The organism is Ideonella livida, assembly GCF_010499455.1.
Classification (GTDB): Bacteria; Pseudomonadota; Gammaproteobacteria; order Burkholderiales; family Burkholderiaceae_C; genus Ideonella; species Ideonella livida.
Genome location: NZ_JAAGOH010000001.1, coordinates 391,819 through 405,994, shown reverse-complemented (window position 1 = coordinate 405,994; position 14,176 = coordinate 391,819). Strand labels below are relative to the sequence as shown.

Sequence of the window (14,176 nt, the reverse complement as noted above, 5' to 3'; positions counted from 1 at the left end):
CGCCCTTTCCGAACCCCCCACCGGAGCGTCCCGCGTGACCCCTGAACCCAGTCTCCACGACCGCCTGGCCCTGGCCGCCAGCGCCTGGTTCGACCGTCAGCACCAGGCGGTGGCCACCCGCCTGTCGGTGGCAGCCCTGCCGGGCGTGGCGCCGCCCCCGGCCGGCGCCCTCTGGGCCTGGCTGGCGGCCCAGTGGCCCGCCGGCCTGGGCCCCCTGGTGGTCAACCCCATGCGCGAAGACTGGGTGGACGCCACCGCCCTGGCCGCCTGCCAGGCCCCCCAGCTGCGGCTGGAGGCGCCGGCCTTCCTGGCCCCCGCGCTGCTGGACCCGCAGGCTGGCCTGGCCCCCGACCAGCGCGTGCTGCGCCTGGGCGCCCCAGGCACCGTGCCCCCCGGCACGGGCTGGTGCGTGCTGCCGGCCGCCCCTGGGGCCGGGCAGGTGGCGGGTGTGGCCTGGGTGCTGGCCGGCGCCGACCAGCCCGAGGCCGCGCTGCAGGCCCTGGCCCAGGGCGCGGCCGCCGTCCAAGGCTGGCCGCTGGAGGACGTGGCCGCGCCGCGTCCGGCTACCGGCCGGCGTGCGCCCAACGCCGAACTGCGGGTGGTGACCGACCTGCTGCAGCGCCTGGACCGTGACGAATCTCCGGCCCGGCTGGAAGCGGTGCTCAAGGGCGCGCCCGCCCTGGGCTTCCGGCTGCTGCGCTACCTCAACTCGCCCGGCTTCGGCCTGGCGGTGGAGGTGCAGTCCTTCCAGCATGCGGTGATGCTGCTGGGCAGCCAGCGCCTGCGCCGCTGGCTGGCCCTGCTGCTGGCCAGCAGCGCCGACGACCCGCGTGCCCGCCCGCTGATGCTGCTGGCCGTGCGCCGCGCCCTGCTCATGGAGTCCCTGCTGCCCGAGGGCGACCCGCTGCGTGGCGAGGCCTTCCTCTGCGGTGTCTTCTCGCTGCTGGACCGCATGCTGGGCCAGCCGATGCCCCAGCTCCTGGCCGACCTGCCGGTGGCCCAGGCGGTAGGCACCGCCCTGTTGGACCGCCAAGGCCCGCTGGCCCCTCTGCTGGCCCTGGCCGAGGTGGCCGAGCGCGAGGTGCCGCAGGACGTGGTGGAGGCCGCTGCCGACCTGCTGCTCACCCCGGGCGAGGTCAACCGTGCGCTCTGGCGGGCCCTGGTCCTGGCCCAGCGCCTGCTGGCCGGCTGAGCCCGGCCGCCACCCGACGATGAACCCGCCATCGCCCCCGCACCGCGGCCCGCCGGCCCGCCGCCCTCCGATGCGGTGGGGCCCGCCTGTTCAGCGGCGCCCAACCGGCCCAGAATGGTGGCATGAGCATCAAGCCAAGCTGGTTGACCGGCCCCCGCGGCCCCGCCGAGCCGCCCCGATTGCCACCGGCCAGCGCAGGGGTGCTGAGCGTGCGTGACGACCTGGCCGACTGGTTCGAGGTCGCGCCGCTGGCGTTGCTGCAATGCGACGTGGCCGGCCGCGTGCTGCGGGCCAACGCCGCCATGCAGGCCCTGCTGGGTCCGGACGTGCCCAACCTCAACATGGCACCGCCGGCCCTGCGGCAGTTCCTGCGCTGGCCGCAGGAGCAGCCCGCCGCCGGCCAGACCGTGCGCCGCGACGCCTGGATCCGCCTGGACGGCCACCCCGCCCGCCACCTGCGCCTGACCGTGCGTGGCGGCACCGGCGTGGGCAGCCGCCGCTGGCTGTTCCAGATTGAGGACCTGCTCACCGAGGACCGGCTGGAGCTGGCCCAGCGCGAGATCCACGCCCTGATGGGCCGACACGGCATCGGGGTGGCCACCTACGATGCCGCTCAGGGCTGGGTGACCGCTGCCGCGGGCGACGACGGCGGCGACAGCATGCTGCCGGCCCGCGCCGGCGCCGGCGCAGGCATGTCCGGCTTTGCCGTCACCCGCGAGATCGTCGAGCCCGACAGCCTGGCCGACTATGAGCTGCTGCAACGGGCCCTGCGCCAGCGCGAGCGTGCCGAGGTGCGTTATGCCGTGCGCCATCCGCAGCTGGGTCGGCGCTGGCTGCTCACCCGCGTGGTGCCGGGGGAGCTGGGCGGCGAGCGACCCAGCCTGACCGTGGCCACCCTGGACGTGACCGAGGACGAGGAGGCCCGGCGCCGCAACGACCAGCTGCTGCACGAGATGGGCACCATCCTGGACGTCAGCCCGGCAGGCATCGCTTATGTGCACCAGCAGAAGGTGGTGCGCTGCAACACCAGCTTCGAGCGCCTGCTGGGCGTGCCGGCCGGCGAATGCCTGCAACTGGACCTGCAGGGCCTGCTGGGCCACTGCGGCGTGGGCACCCGCGAGGCGCGGCAGCTGCTGGGCCGGCTGCAGGCCGAAGGCCAGGCCGATGTGGAGTTCGTCCCCGAACATGCGGCCAACCGCTGCTACGCCCTGGCCCTGCGCCGCTCCGGCGGGGGCGAGCAGGGGCTGGATGCGGTGGTCGTGCTCTCGGACGTGACCGGGCCGCGTGCCCAGCAGGAGGCCCAGGCCGCCCGCGACGACCTGGAGCGGGAGCGCGAGCTGATGTTCAGCCTGCCCGACGTCGGCATCGTCCACCAGGTGGAGGGCCGCATCGTGCGCACCAATGCCGCCATGGCCGAGCTGGTGGGCATCGCCCTGTCCGACCTGAAGGGCCTGCCCCTGGCCGAGCTCTACGAGGACGAGCGCGCTTACCTGGAGCACGCCGCCCAGGACCGGCGCGAACTGGCCGAGCAGGGCCGCGCGCGGGGAGAGCGGCGCCTGCGCCGGCGCATCGGCGGCGGCGAGGGCGAGCTCATCCACGTCATGGTCAGCCAGCGCCTGCTGGACCCGGACGAGCCGGCCCAGGGCACCATCGCCTGGTACGTCAACGTCGACGAGCGCCACAAGGCGCGCGCCAGCCAGGTGCGCCAGGAGGAGCAGATCCGCGCCATCCTGGACTCGGTGCTGGTGGGCATCATCAACGTCGGCGCCCAGGGCATCGTCTGGATGAACCGTTCGGCACGCCGCATGTTCGCCGGCGAGCTCTCGGACTTCTTGGGCCGGCCCATGGCCGCGCTGGCGCCCGAGGAGTCCGACCACGCCCTGCGCCACGACTGGCTGGGCCAGCTCGACGAGGGCCAGTCGGCCATGTTCGAGTGCCGCCTGGTGGGCCGCGACGGCCGTGCCTTCTACGTGGTGGGCAACGTGGTGGCCACCGGCGCCACGCCCGAGCAGCGCGTGCTTACCTTTGCACTGCTGGACATTGCCCGACGCCGTGAGGCCGAGACCCGCATCGCCCAGGCCCGTGCCGGCCTGCAGCGCATGATCGAGACGGCACCGCTGGCCATCGCGCTGTTCGACGCCCAGAACCAGTGCGTGCTGCAGCTCAACCAGATGATGGCCGAGTTTGCCGGCCGGCCCGCCGCCGAGATCGAGGGCCGCCAGCCCGCCTACTGGCTGCCCGGCCCCGAGGCCGCCGGCCTGACCGCCGACCTGCACGAGGCCCGCGCCCGCCACGAGCCCCTGCACCGCGAGCTGCGCCGCTCGCCGGCCCGGCCCGACGGGGCGGCGCGTGTGTGGGACATGCGCATCGTCTCCCTGGTCGACCCCGACGGCGTCAACGAACAGCTGCTCCTGGTGGCCAGCGACGTGACCGAACAGCGGGCCGCCGACGAAGCCCGGCTGCAGTCGGCCATCCAGCAGCGCGACATGCTGGTCAAGGAAGTCCACCACCGCATCAAGAACAACCTGCAGGGCGTGGCCGGCCTGCTGCAGCAGAACGCCCACCGCCACCCTGAGGCCGCCGCCGCGCTGGCCGAGGCCATCGGGCAGGTCCACGCCATCGCCCAGGTGCATGGCCTGCAGGTGGGCGCCGGCGGGGCCCTGCGCCTGGAGAAGGTGGTCGAGGCCATCTGCGCCTCGGTCACCCGCATGTTCGGTCGCACCATCGCCTTTGCCGCCCACGGCAGCGGGCGCGAGCATTACGCCCTCAGCGAGGGCGACTCCATTCCCGTGGCGCTGACCCTCAACGAGCTGCTCACCAATGCCATCAAGCACGGTGGTGCTGGGGGTGACATCAGCTGCCAGCTCCACCTGGAGGGCGGGCAGGCCTGCATGGCGGTGGCCAATCCCGGCCTGCTGGCCGAGGGCTTTGACCTGGCCAAGGTGCCGGCCGGCATCTCCGGCCTGGGCCTGGTGCGGGCGTTGCTGCCGCGCAAGGGTGCGCAGCTCCAGCTCACCCAGCAGGGGGGGCATGTGGTGGCCGATCTGCGGCTGCAGGCCCCCGCCGTGGTCTTTCATGAAGGCTGAGCCCATGCCCCCGGCCCGCCTTGCATCCGCTGCGCCTTGCAGGACAATCCGCCCATGACGCTCCATGCCGCTCCGTCCCACCCCAAGGGCAAGGTCCTGGTGGTGGACGACGACCGTCTGGTGCTGGCCACCGTCACCCACGGCCTGGCCACTGCCGGCTTCGAGGTCATCGACGCCGACAACGGCGACGACGCCATCCTGCTGGCCCGCGCCCACCGCCCCGACCTGGCCCTGCTCGATATCCGCATGGAGGGCCTTACCGGCTTTGACGTGGCCGCCTACCTGCGTGAGGCCCTGGGCACGCCCTTCATGTTCCTCTCGGCCTTTGCCGACGAGGAGACCGAGCGCCGGGTGCGCGAGCTGGGGGCGGTGGCCTACCTGATCAAGCCGCTGGACATCGCCCAGATCGTGCCGGCGGTGGAGTCGGCACTCAAGGCCCAGAAAGCCCGCCATGCCCTCGGGCAGCCCAGCGGCGCCCCGCTGGCGGGCTTGCCCCCCGACGGGGTCAACCCCCCGCCACCGCTGCCCGCCAGCGTGGTCACGCGGGCGCCGGAGCCGGCGCTGCCGCCAGCCGGGTCCGTCCCGGCGGTGGCCCCGGCCGTGCGCACCGTGTCCTGGTCGCCGGACCCGCTCACCGACCCGGTGCCCCTGGCCGTGGGGGTGTTGATGCACCGCTACAGCCTCTCGCGTCAGGACGCGCTGGAGCGCCTGCGCCGCACGGCGCTGGCCGACCACCGCACCGTCACCCAGCAGGCCGCGGCCCTGGTGGACGCGGTGGAGCTGCTGGCCCGTCCGGGCGGCCTCTGAGCCCCAGGCCAACGGCTGCGGCCGGCCCGATGCCGGGCCCTGCTCAGCCTGTGTGCTCGCCCAGGGTGAAGTAGAAGCGGGCGCCTTCGTCCGGCGCCGACTCGGCCCAGATGTCACCCCCATGGCGGCGCACGATGCGCTTGACCGAGGCCAGCCCCACACCCGTGCCGGCAAAGTCCTTGGGGCTGTGCAGGCGCTGGAACACCCCGAACAGCCGGTCGGCAAAGCGCATGTCAAAGCCTGCACCGTTGTCGGCCACCACCAGCACCGGCCGGCCGTCCTGTTCCTCCCGGCGCAGGCTGATCTCGGTGACTTCGCGGCGGGCGCTGTACTTCCAGGCGTTGCCCAGCAGGTTCTCCAGCGCCATGCGCAGCAGCGTGGGGTCGCCCTGCACCGTCAGGCCGGGCTCGATGTCCAGCCGCACCTTGCGCTCGGGCGCCTCGCGCTGCAGCTCCTCCATGATGAAGGTGGCCAGCTGCGAGAGGTTGACCGGCCGGCGCTGCAGCGCCTGGGATTGCAGCCGCGAGAGCGAGAGCAGCGCCTCGATCATGCTGCCCATGCGGGCGGCCGCGGCCGCCACCCGGTCCAGGTGGTCATTGCCCACCCGGTCGAGGTAGCGGGCGTAGTCCTCCTTGAGGATGCGGGCAAAGCCGTCCACCACCCGCAGGGGCGCGCGCAGGTCGTGCGAGATCGAGTAGACGAAGGAGTCGCGCTCGGCGGCCAGCTCCTGGTCCTGCGAGGCGTCAGCCGGCACGGTGGGCTTGGGCCGCAGCAGCAGCAGGCGGCGTTCGCCCTGGTCGGCCCCGGCGGGCAGGGCCAGCATGCTGACGTTCCAGTCGCCAGCCTGGCGGCTGACCAGGGCGCCGGCATCGGCCAGCAGTTCGGCCAGCACCGGCACCAGCGGGGCCGGCAGGCGGTCCTGCACCTCCAGCCAGCCCGGCCAGCTGGCCGGTTGGGGCCCCAGGCCCAGCAGGGCCTGGCCCTCGGGCGTGGCGCGTTCGATGCGCCACCAGGAGTGGCCGGCGGGTTGGCCGGGCGCGGCTTCGGCGTGCACCGCCACCAGGCCCAGGGCCGGCAGGCCCGCGGCCGGCCACAGGGCCTGCAGCCAGGCTTGGTCGGCGTGGCACAGTTCCTCGGCCCCCACCGGCTGCAGGCTGCCCAGGTGGCCGGCAAAGCGGCCTTCCTCATCCTGCTGGGGCAAGGCCGCCAGCAACCAGGCCCCCTGCTGGGGGGCGTCCCGGCGCCAGACGCGCAGGCCCTGCAGCCGGGTGCCCGTGCGCAGCCGGGCCTCCAGGCTGCCTTGGCCGGCCTGCCGGGTCTCAAAGCCCAGCCACAGCGGGGAGGGGGGGCCGCCGGTCCAGTCGCCCTCGGCGGCGCCGGGGGGAGGGCGCCAGAGCTGCAGCTGGTGGTCGGCGTTGCTGCGCCACAGCCACTGGGGGGCCAGTTCTTCCAGGGCCTGCCGGTCGGCGGCGGCACGGCGCAGCTCTTCGCGGCGTGCCTGGCGACCGGCCTGCCAGCCGGCCCAGGCGGCCAACGCGGCCACACTGACCACCGTCAGCCACAGCCAGGCCCCCAGGCCCGGTGCGCCCATGCCGGCGGGCCATGCACCCGGCCACAGGGCCGGCAGCACGGCCAGCACCAGGCCGGCGGCGGCCGCCAGCGGCCACAGCCAGCCCGCCCAACGGGCGTGGCGGCTTCCTGAGGCTGGCGTGCGACCCATGCGGACCATTGTAAGGAGCGCCTGCCGGAACCCGGCGCCGGGCAAAGCCCGCAACTCCACCACGCTGACGCCGCATTTCTCACTTGACGGGTGCGCCCGCCCACGGGGATCCTTGGGTCCCGGAAAAGGGTGACGCGCCGTGCCCGCTGCGCGCCCGACCGGGCGGTGGCAGGCTGCCGTGCTGCCGCCCGTCCGGCTGCCCCTTCGTGCCGTCTCTGTCCCACGCCTTGCCATCGACCGCCCCGTCACTGCACGCCGCCATGAACGCCACCGCTGACCCTGCCGTCCTGCCTGAACGCCTGGCCGACCTGCAAGTCGATCTCCCGGGCCACCGGCCTGCTGCACGGCCTGCCGGCCGCAGTGCCGCCGCGCCCGCCCCGCTGTCGCTGGAGCCCCGTGCCCTGGGGGAGCTGGAGGCGCTGGGCCGTCACCTGACGCCCGGTTTCGTGGGTCGGGTGCTGCGGGCCTTTGAAGCCTCACTGTGCGACCACCTGGACAAGCTGGGGCCGGCGCTGGCCGCGCAGGACGCCCAGGCTGCGGCCGCCTGCGCCCACGCGTTGCGCCCGTCGGCCGCACAGGTGGGCGCCCCAGGGCTGGCCGCTGCCTGCGAGGCACTGGAGCTGGCGGTGCGCCGTCCTGGCCTGCCGCCGCAGGCCGTCAGCGGCCTGATGTCGACGCTGCTGGCCCAGATGCAGGCCACGCTGCCCGCTGTGGCCCGGGCCCGGGAGACCTGGCCATGAACGCCACACCGCCCCACGGCCGCATGTGGCCCGCCGCGACCGCGGCCTCCGCTGAGCGGCCGCGGCTGCTCCTGGTGGACGACGAGCCGGTCAACCTGCTGGTCACCTCCGCTGCCCTGGAGGGGCTGGGCTTTGAGGTGCGCACCGCCGGTGACGGCCCGCTGGCCCTGGACCTGGCCTTGGCCGAACGGCCCGACCTGGTGCTGCTGGACGCCCGCATGCCCGGCATGGATGGCTTCGAGACCTGCCGGCAGCTGCGCCAGCTGCCCGGCCTGCACGAGGTGCCGGTGTTGATGATCACCTCGCATGTGGACAACGAGGTGGTTGACCGTGCGTTTGCCGTGGGCGCCACCGACTTCTTCATGCGCACCGACACCTGGGCCTTGCTGGCGGCGCGCCTGCGCCACATGCTGCGCGCGGCCCTGACCCAGTCGGAGCTGCAGCGCAACCGCGGCCAGCTGTCCCGCGCGCTGGAGGTGGCCCGCATGGGCACCTTCGATTGGCACTGGACGGGAGGGCGGCCGGGTCTGCGCGGCTTTGTCTTCTCCGAGGAGGCCCAGCGCCTGCTGGGGGGCGACATCATGGCGCCCCTGGGGCCCCGTGATCTGCTGCGGCAGGTGGCCTACGGCGACCGCCATCCTTTTTTGCACCTGCTGCGCATGCGGATGAACCGGCGCGAGCCCCTGTCCACCGAGCTGCAGTGTGTGGTGCATGGCCGGCGCCGCCGCCTCTACATCGAGGCCGAGCCTGAGGTGGGGGACGACGACCAGTGCACCGGCTACTCCGGCATCCTGCAGGATGTGACCGAGCGCCACCTGGCCGAGCAGTCCATCCGCCGTCTGTCCTACAAGGACACCCTGACCCTGCTGCCCAACCGCAATCAGATCACCCTGCGCCTGCGCCGGGCCATTGAGGCGGGGCTGCGCCTGGGGCACGACGTGGCCTTGCTGGTGGCCGATCTGGACCGCTTCAAGAAGATCAATGAAACCCTGGGCCACCACGCCGGTGATGAGCTGCTGATGGAGGTGGCGCGGCGCTTTCGGGCCTGCGTGCGGCATTCCGACCTCTTTCACGAGGTGCCGCAGGACGGCGAGGGCCTGCGCGGCTACCGCCGCACCGAAGGCGTGGGGCGTCTGGGTGGCGATGAGTTCGCCGTCTTGCTGGCCGAAGCCTCCGAAGAGGACGCACTGCGTGTGGCGCAGCGCCTGCACAACGCGCTGCGCTCCCCGGTGTGCCTGGACGGGCAGGAAATTGTGGTCTCGGCCTGCATCGGCATGGCGCTGGGTCCGCGCGACGGCACCACCGCCGAGTCCCTGATGCAGGCCGCCGATGCCGCGCTGACCGCGGCCAAGCGGGCCGGCCGCCACCAGACGGTTGCGCACAGCCCGTCCATGATCCAGCAGGGCCGCGAGCGCCTGGCGCTGGAGACCGCGCTGCACCATGCGATCGAGCGCCAGGAGCTTCGCCTGCACTACCAGCCCAAGGTCAGTGCCTGCGGCACCCGTCTGGTGGGGGTGGAGGCGCTCATGCGCTGGGACCGGGGCGCCGCCGGCGGGCTGGTGTCGCCGGGCGCCTTCATCCCCCTGGCCGAGGAGAGTGACCTGATCGAGTCCCTGACCGAGTGGGCCCTGGAGGAGGCGGCCCGCCAGGCGGCGCTGTGGCGGGGCCGTTGCGGCTTCGGGGGAACCGTCGCCGTCAACATTCCCTCGCGCATGTTCGCCCGCCAAGACCTGCCTGCCCTGGTGGACGGCGCCGTCGAGCGTCACGGCATCCCGCACAGCATGCTGGCGCTGGAGATCACCGAGAGCGGCCTGATGGAGGACCTCGAAGGCATCCTGCCGCTGCTGCACGCGCTGCACCGGCGCGGGGTGCAGATCTCGGTGGACGACTTCGGCACCGGGTATTCCTCGCTCAAGTACCTCAGCGAGCTGCCGATCTCCGAGCTCAAGATCGACCGGTCCTTTGTCATCAACATGAGCGGCAACAGCCGGGCCATGGCGGTCATCACCTCCATCATCTCCTTGGCCAAGGCCCTGCACCTGAAGGTGGTGGCCGAGGGGGTGGAGGAGGTGGCGCATGTCCAGACCCTGCAGCAGCTGCACTGCGATGTGTTCCAGGGCTACTTCTTCAGCCGGCCGCTGCCGGCCGAGGAGCTGGATCCCTGGGTGAAGGCGCCGCTGCCGCTCCGGCTGCCCCCCGACGCCACCGCGCTGTCGGCCTGAGCGCCTTGCGCCCGGCGGCCAGCAAGGGCGGGGCCGTACCCTCCAACCCGGCGCCAGGGCCAGCGGACCCCGGCGCCCCAGCCCACAGCCACCACCATGGGAGCGATGAATCCTCCGGGCGGGACCGCCGCCCCCAGCGCGGCCGAGACCGCCAAGGCCACGCTGCGGCGCCTGGCGCTCTCGCGCCGCGAACCCACCCCCGAGCTCTATGCCCAGGCCTGGGCCGAGGAGACCGGGCAGCCACCGGCCCTGAGCAGCTGGCCGCCCCGGGTGCGCCAGGCCCTGGACCGGCTGCTTGCCGGTGCGGGGGCGCCGCCCGAGGGGCGCGCCCAGCTGGTGCAACAGCTGGCTGCGGGCCAGTGGGACGCGGCGCTGGACAGCACCGAGAAGTTGCAGCGCCACCAGGAGCGGCAGGCCCGGCAGTGGAGCGAGCTGCTGGAGCGCCTGCAGCGCGGCACCGAGCGCGCCTCGCGCACCTGGAGCGCGGCCCGCCGTAAGGACAGCCTGCAGCGGGTCCTGCAGTCCAGCGGCTCTGACCTGGGGCGCCTGCAGCACCGCCTGCAGCAGTTGTTGCAGGCCTGGGAGGGCGACGCCGAGCTGGCCCCGGAGACGGTGGAGACCGCCGGCGTCGAGTCCGAGGCCGGCGCGCCAGCGGCTGAGCACCCGCCAGCCATCGTGGCCGCCCTGCAGGCCTTGCAGCCCAGCGCCGAGGCCGATGGTGCGCCGCCCTGGCACCAGGCCTTGCAGCCCCTGGCCCGCACCCTGCGCCTGGCCTTGCCCGAAGACGTGCAGGTGGCGCTGCAGCTGGCCGACGAGCTGGCCCGCGTGGCCGACGAGATGGCCATGTCCGGCCTGGACCGCGCCCGGCTGCTGGCGCTGGAGGGCGTGTGCACCCGCGCCGGGCAGCTGCTGTCGCATCGGCACCACCTCATGCGGCAGGTTCATCGCCTCAGCCAGGAGCTGGCGGCCAGCCTGGCCGAGCTCAGCGAGGACGACAGCTGGGTGCAGGGCCAGTTGCAGCTGCTGGGCGAGCACCTGGCCCAGACGCCCAGCGCCCGGGGGGTGGAGCAGGCCAGCCAGCTGCTGGGCCAGGCCCGCCAGCGCCAGCTGGGCCTGCGCAGCCAACGCGATGAGGCCCGCGACGCCCTGCGTCAGCTCATCCACCAGATGCTGGCCGAGCTGGCCGCGTTGGACGAACACACCGGCCGGTTTGGTGACGGCCTGGCCCGCCACAGCCAGACCATCGAGCAGGCCGGCTCCCTGGCCGAGTTGGCCGGCGCGGTGCGCAGCCTGCTGGATGACACCCGCAGCGTGCACGGCGTGGTGCAGGCCACCCGCGAACGCATGAACCAGGCCCATGGCCGTGCCCAGGCGCTGGAGGCCCAGGTGCGCGACCTGGAGGCCGAGCTGCGCAAGGTCTCCCAGGAGCTGAGCACCGACGTGCTCACCCAGGTGGCCAACCGCCGTGGCCTGATGCTGCGCTTCGAGGAGGCGCAGCGTCAGCTCGAACGCGAAGGCGGCACGCTCAGCGTGGCCCTGCTGGACATCGACAACTTCAAGCGCCTGAACGACACCCTGGGCCATGCCGCCGGCGACCAGGCCCTGGTGGCCCTGGCCCAGCGGGTCAAGGCCAGCCTGCGGCCGCAGGACAGCCTGGCGCGGTTCGGTGGCGAGGAGTTTGTGGTGCTGTTGCCAGGCACACTGGCCGACGAGGCCCAGCAGGCGCTGACCCGGCTGCAGCGCAGCCTGAGCGCCAGCCTGTTCATGCACGAGGCCCGCGAGGTGCTGGTCACCTTCTCGGCCGGTGTCACCGCCTACCGCACCGGCGAGAAGCTCGACGAGGCCCTGGAGCGGGCCGACATGGCCCTCTACGAGGCCAAGCGAACGGGCAAGAACCGCACCTGCATCGGCTGAGGGGGCCTGCGCCCAAGGCCCCCAGCACGTCAGCGCGGCTTGCGCAGGCTTTGCAGCGACACCGTGGCCACGGCGGGCGCCGCGGCATGGCCATGGTCGTGACCGCAGCCCGGGCCGTGCACGTGGGCCGGGGCGGGGGCCTGCCCATGCGCATGACCGTGGTGGTGCCCGTGGTCGTGGTCGTGGTCGTGGTCGTGGTCGTGGTCGTGCCCATGGTCATGGCCGCAGCCGGGGCCGTGCACATGCGGGGTGTCGGCGGCGGGCGCCCGGGGCGCGGCGTGGCCGTGCCCGTGGTCATGCCCGTGGTCATGCCCATGTCCGCCGGCCGCGTAGGCACCACCCTCGGGCTCAAAGGGCGCCTGCGTGGCGGTCACCGTCAGGTGCATCTGGCGCAGCATGTCAGCCAGCACATGGTCGGGCTCCAGCGTCAGGCGGTCGCAGGCCAGGGCCAGGGCCACGTGGCGGTTGCCCAGGTGGTAGGCCGCGCGCACCAGGTCAAAGGGCGTGCCGTGCTCGGCGCAGGGGCGCACCTCCAGCACCGGCTGCGGCGCTGCCAGCACGCGGATGAGCGAGCCGTCCTCGGCCACCAGCACATCGCCGCCGCGCACCACCGTGCCGCGGGCCAGGAACACGCCGACATGGCGGCCCTGGGAGTCGGTGGCGTCAAAGCGGCTCTTCTGGCGCACGTCCCAGTCCAGCTCCACCGTGGCGGCGCGCTTGAGCAGCACGGCGGCCAGGCCCTGGCCGCGGGGGATGAGTTTCTGCACAGTCAGCATGGGGGGTCTCGCAGTGGGTCGCCGGGGCCTGACCCGGCGGGCAGCTATGGTAGCGGGATGCCGTTGAACTGCCTGCCCTGGGGGCGCCCCGCCGCGCACGCCGCCGCCCTCCTGCTGCTGACCCTTTGCGCCCGCCTGGCTTGGTCGCTGCCGGCGGCGTCGGACCCACCCTTGGCGGTGCCGGAGCTGGCCGACCTGGGCCCCTGCGAACCTTCCGGGCGTGGTCGTGACTACCCGGTGGGCACCGCGCCGGGGCAGCTCAGCCGACTGCAGGACGTGCCCTGGGAGCGGCTGCGCGCCGGCGACACCGTGCGCATCCACTGGCGGCCGGAGCCCTGGGCCGGCAAGCTGCTGCTGATGGCCCAGGGCCGGCAGGACGCGCCGGTGCGGCTGTGCGGCGTGCCCGGCCCGCAGGGCCAGCGTCCGGTGGTCACCGGGCAGGGGGCCCGCACCCGTCGGGCCCTGGGGCCCCACTACGGGGGCAACGAGTACGCGCGTGTCATCCACGAGTCGCGGGCCGTGCTCACGCTCAAGAGCTCGGCCCGCGGCGCCTGGACCGAGGTACCCACCTGGCTGGTGGTCGATGGCCTGGCGCTGCGTGGCGCCCATCCGCGCCACCACTTCGTCGACAGCCAGGGCGTACGCCGGCCTTTCGAGGCTTTCGGTGCCTGCGTCTGGGTCGAGCGTGGCCACCATGTCCGGCTGGAGAACAATGACATCAGCGACTGCACCCATGCGGTGTTCAGCCGCAGCACCGACGACGGCGACTTCGCCGTGACGCGTGACCTGTGGCTGCGCCGCAACCACTTGCACGGCAACGGCGTGGCTGGAGACGAGAAGGTCCACACCACCTACCTGCAGAGCGTGGGCGTGGTGGTGGAGTTCAACCACTACGGTCCGCTGCGCGACGGTGCGCTGGGCAATGCGCTCAAGGACCGCTCGGTGGGCACGGTGGTCCGCTACAACCGCATCGAGGGTGGCGCCCACAGCCTGGACCTGGTGGAGGCCGAGGACTACCCTGCCACGGCCCTGGCCGACCCGGCCTACCGCCAGGCCTTCGTCTATGGCAACCAGATCCTCAAGGATGGGCGCACCGGCAGCGCCATCCACTACGGCGGCGACCACTACGGCAGCGCGCCCGGTGCCGCCTGGGGCGAGCCGTTGTTCCGCCAGGGCACGCTGCACTTCTTCCACAACAGCGTGCGCCTGACCGGCGGCGACGGCACCCTGCTGCAGCTCTCCACCACCCTGGAGCAGGCCGAGCTGTGGAACAACATCATCCATTTCGAGCCCGCCACGCCCCATATGCGGCTGCGCGCCAGCAGCGAGGTGGCGCCGCCCTGGGTGGCCGGCGGGGTGGTGCGCCTGGGCGCGCACTGGCTGTCCGCCGGCTGGGTGGACAGCGATCCCTGGCATCCCGTGCCGGGCCAACTGAGCCTGCAGGCCACGCCGGTGCTGGGGGAGACGCTGCCGCTGCGGCCCGACAGCTGGCGCCCCCTGGCCGACGGCGGTGCGGTGGATGCCGGTCAGCGCGGCGCCCCAGCGGCCGCGCAAGGGCATCCGGTGCGCTGGCAGCTCGACGCCCAAGGCCGGCCTGAGCGCCGCCGCCTGCGTGGCGGTGCCCCAGACCTGGGGGCGGTGGAGCGCTGAGCCACGGGCCACCCGGCCCGCGCTGCTAAGCTCGCGGCCCATCCCGGCCGCCATGGCCGTCCCAGCCTG

General features: G+C 73.7%; 9 protein-coding genes. 7 read left to right on the top strand and 2 right to left on the bottom strand.

The genetic code is table 11. From position 1 onward, the window contains the following. Positions 1-34: 34 nt before the first annotated feature. The 3 genes from G3A44_RS01920 to G3A44_RS01910 all read left to right on the top strand — a co-directional run bounded on the left by G3A44_RS01920 (position 35) and on the right by G3A44_RS01910 (position 5,085). The gene (locus G3A44_RS01920) at positions 35-1,192 is read left to right on the top strand and encodes an HDOD domain-containing protein (RefSeq protein WP_163455784.1); all 1,158 of its coding nucleotides are present in this window, start codon (positions 35-37) and stop codon (positions 1,190-1,192) included. A 122-nt stretch (positions 1,193-1,314) separates the two neighbouring features. Further along, positions 1,315-4,278: a PAS domain-containing sensor histidine kinase gene (locus tag G3A44_RS01915; RefSeq protein WP_163455783.1), complete on the top strand. Its 2,964-nt coding sequence runs from the start codon at positions 1,315-1,317 to the stop codon at positions 4,276-4,278. Between the two features lie 54 nt (positions 4,279-4,332). After that, complete coding sequence (locus tag G3A44_RS01910; protein ID WP_163455782.1) at positions 4,333-5,085, top strand: response regulator; 753 nt, start codon at positions 4,333-4,335, stop codon at positions 5,083-5,085. A 43-nt stretch (positions 5,086-5,128) separates the two neighbouring features. On the opposite strand, the gene G3A44_RS01905 is transcribed toward G3A44_RS01910, so the two are convergent. Next, a complete protein-coding gene (locus G3A44_RS01905) occupies positions 5,129-6,805 on the bottom strand; it encodes a sensor histidine kinase (RefSeq protein ID WP_163455781.1) in 1,677 nt (558 codons plus the stop codon). A gap of 260 nt (positions 6,806-7,065) precedes the next feature. Here G3A44_RS01905 and G3A44_RS01900 point away from each other — a divergent pair, with 260 nt between their 5' ends. The 3 genes from G3A44_RS01900 to G3A44_RS01890 all read left to right on the top strand — a co-directional run bounded on the left by G3A44_RS01900 (position 7,066) and on the right by G3A44_RS01890 (position 11,681). Beyond that, entirely contained in the window at positions 7,066-7,545 is a 480-nt protein-coding gene (locus G3A44_RS01900; protein WP_163455780.1) for an Hpt domain-containing protein, read from the top strand. Continuing rightward, positions 7,542-9,767 (top strand): putative bifunctional diguanylate cyclase/phosphodiesterase, encoded by a 2,226-nt coding sequence (locus tag G3A44_RS01895; RefSeq protein ID WP_239061641.1) that lies wholly within the window; start codon positions 7,542-7,544, stop codon positions 9,765-9,767. Before G3A44_RS01900 ends, G3A44_RS01895 begins: the two co-directional genes overlap by 4 nt. A gap of 105 nt (positions 9,768-9,872) precedes the next feature. Then, the gene (locus tag G3A44_RS01890; protein ID WP_239061640.1) at positions 9,873-11,681 is read left to right on the top strand and encodes a GGDEF domain-containing protein; all 1,809 of its coding nucleotides are present in this window, start codon (positions 9,873-9,875) and stop codon (positions 11,679-11,681) included. 29 nt (positions 11,682-11,710) lie between these two features. Here G3A44_RS01890 and ureE read toward each other — a convergent pair whose 3' ends face one another. Next, complete coding sequence (gene ureE, locus G3A44_RS01885; RefSeq protein WP_163455778.1) at positions 11,711-12,457, bottom strand: urease accessory protein UreE; 747 nt, start codon at positions 12,455-12,457, stop codon at positions 11,711-11,713. 57 nt (positions 12,458-12,514) lie between these two features. On the opposite strand from ureE, the gene G3A44_RS01880 reads away from it, so the two are divergent. Continuing rightward, complete coding sequence (locus G3A44_RS01880; RefSeq protein WP_163455777.1) at positions 12,515-14,107, top strand: right-handed parallel beta-helix repeat-containing protein; 1,593 nt, start codon at positions 12,515-12,517, stop codon at positions 14,105-14,107. The last annotated feature ends 69 nt before the right edge of the window (positions 14,108-14,176 follow it).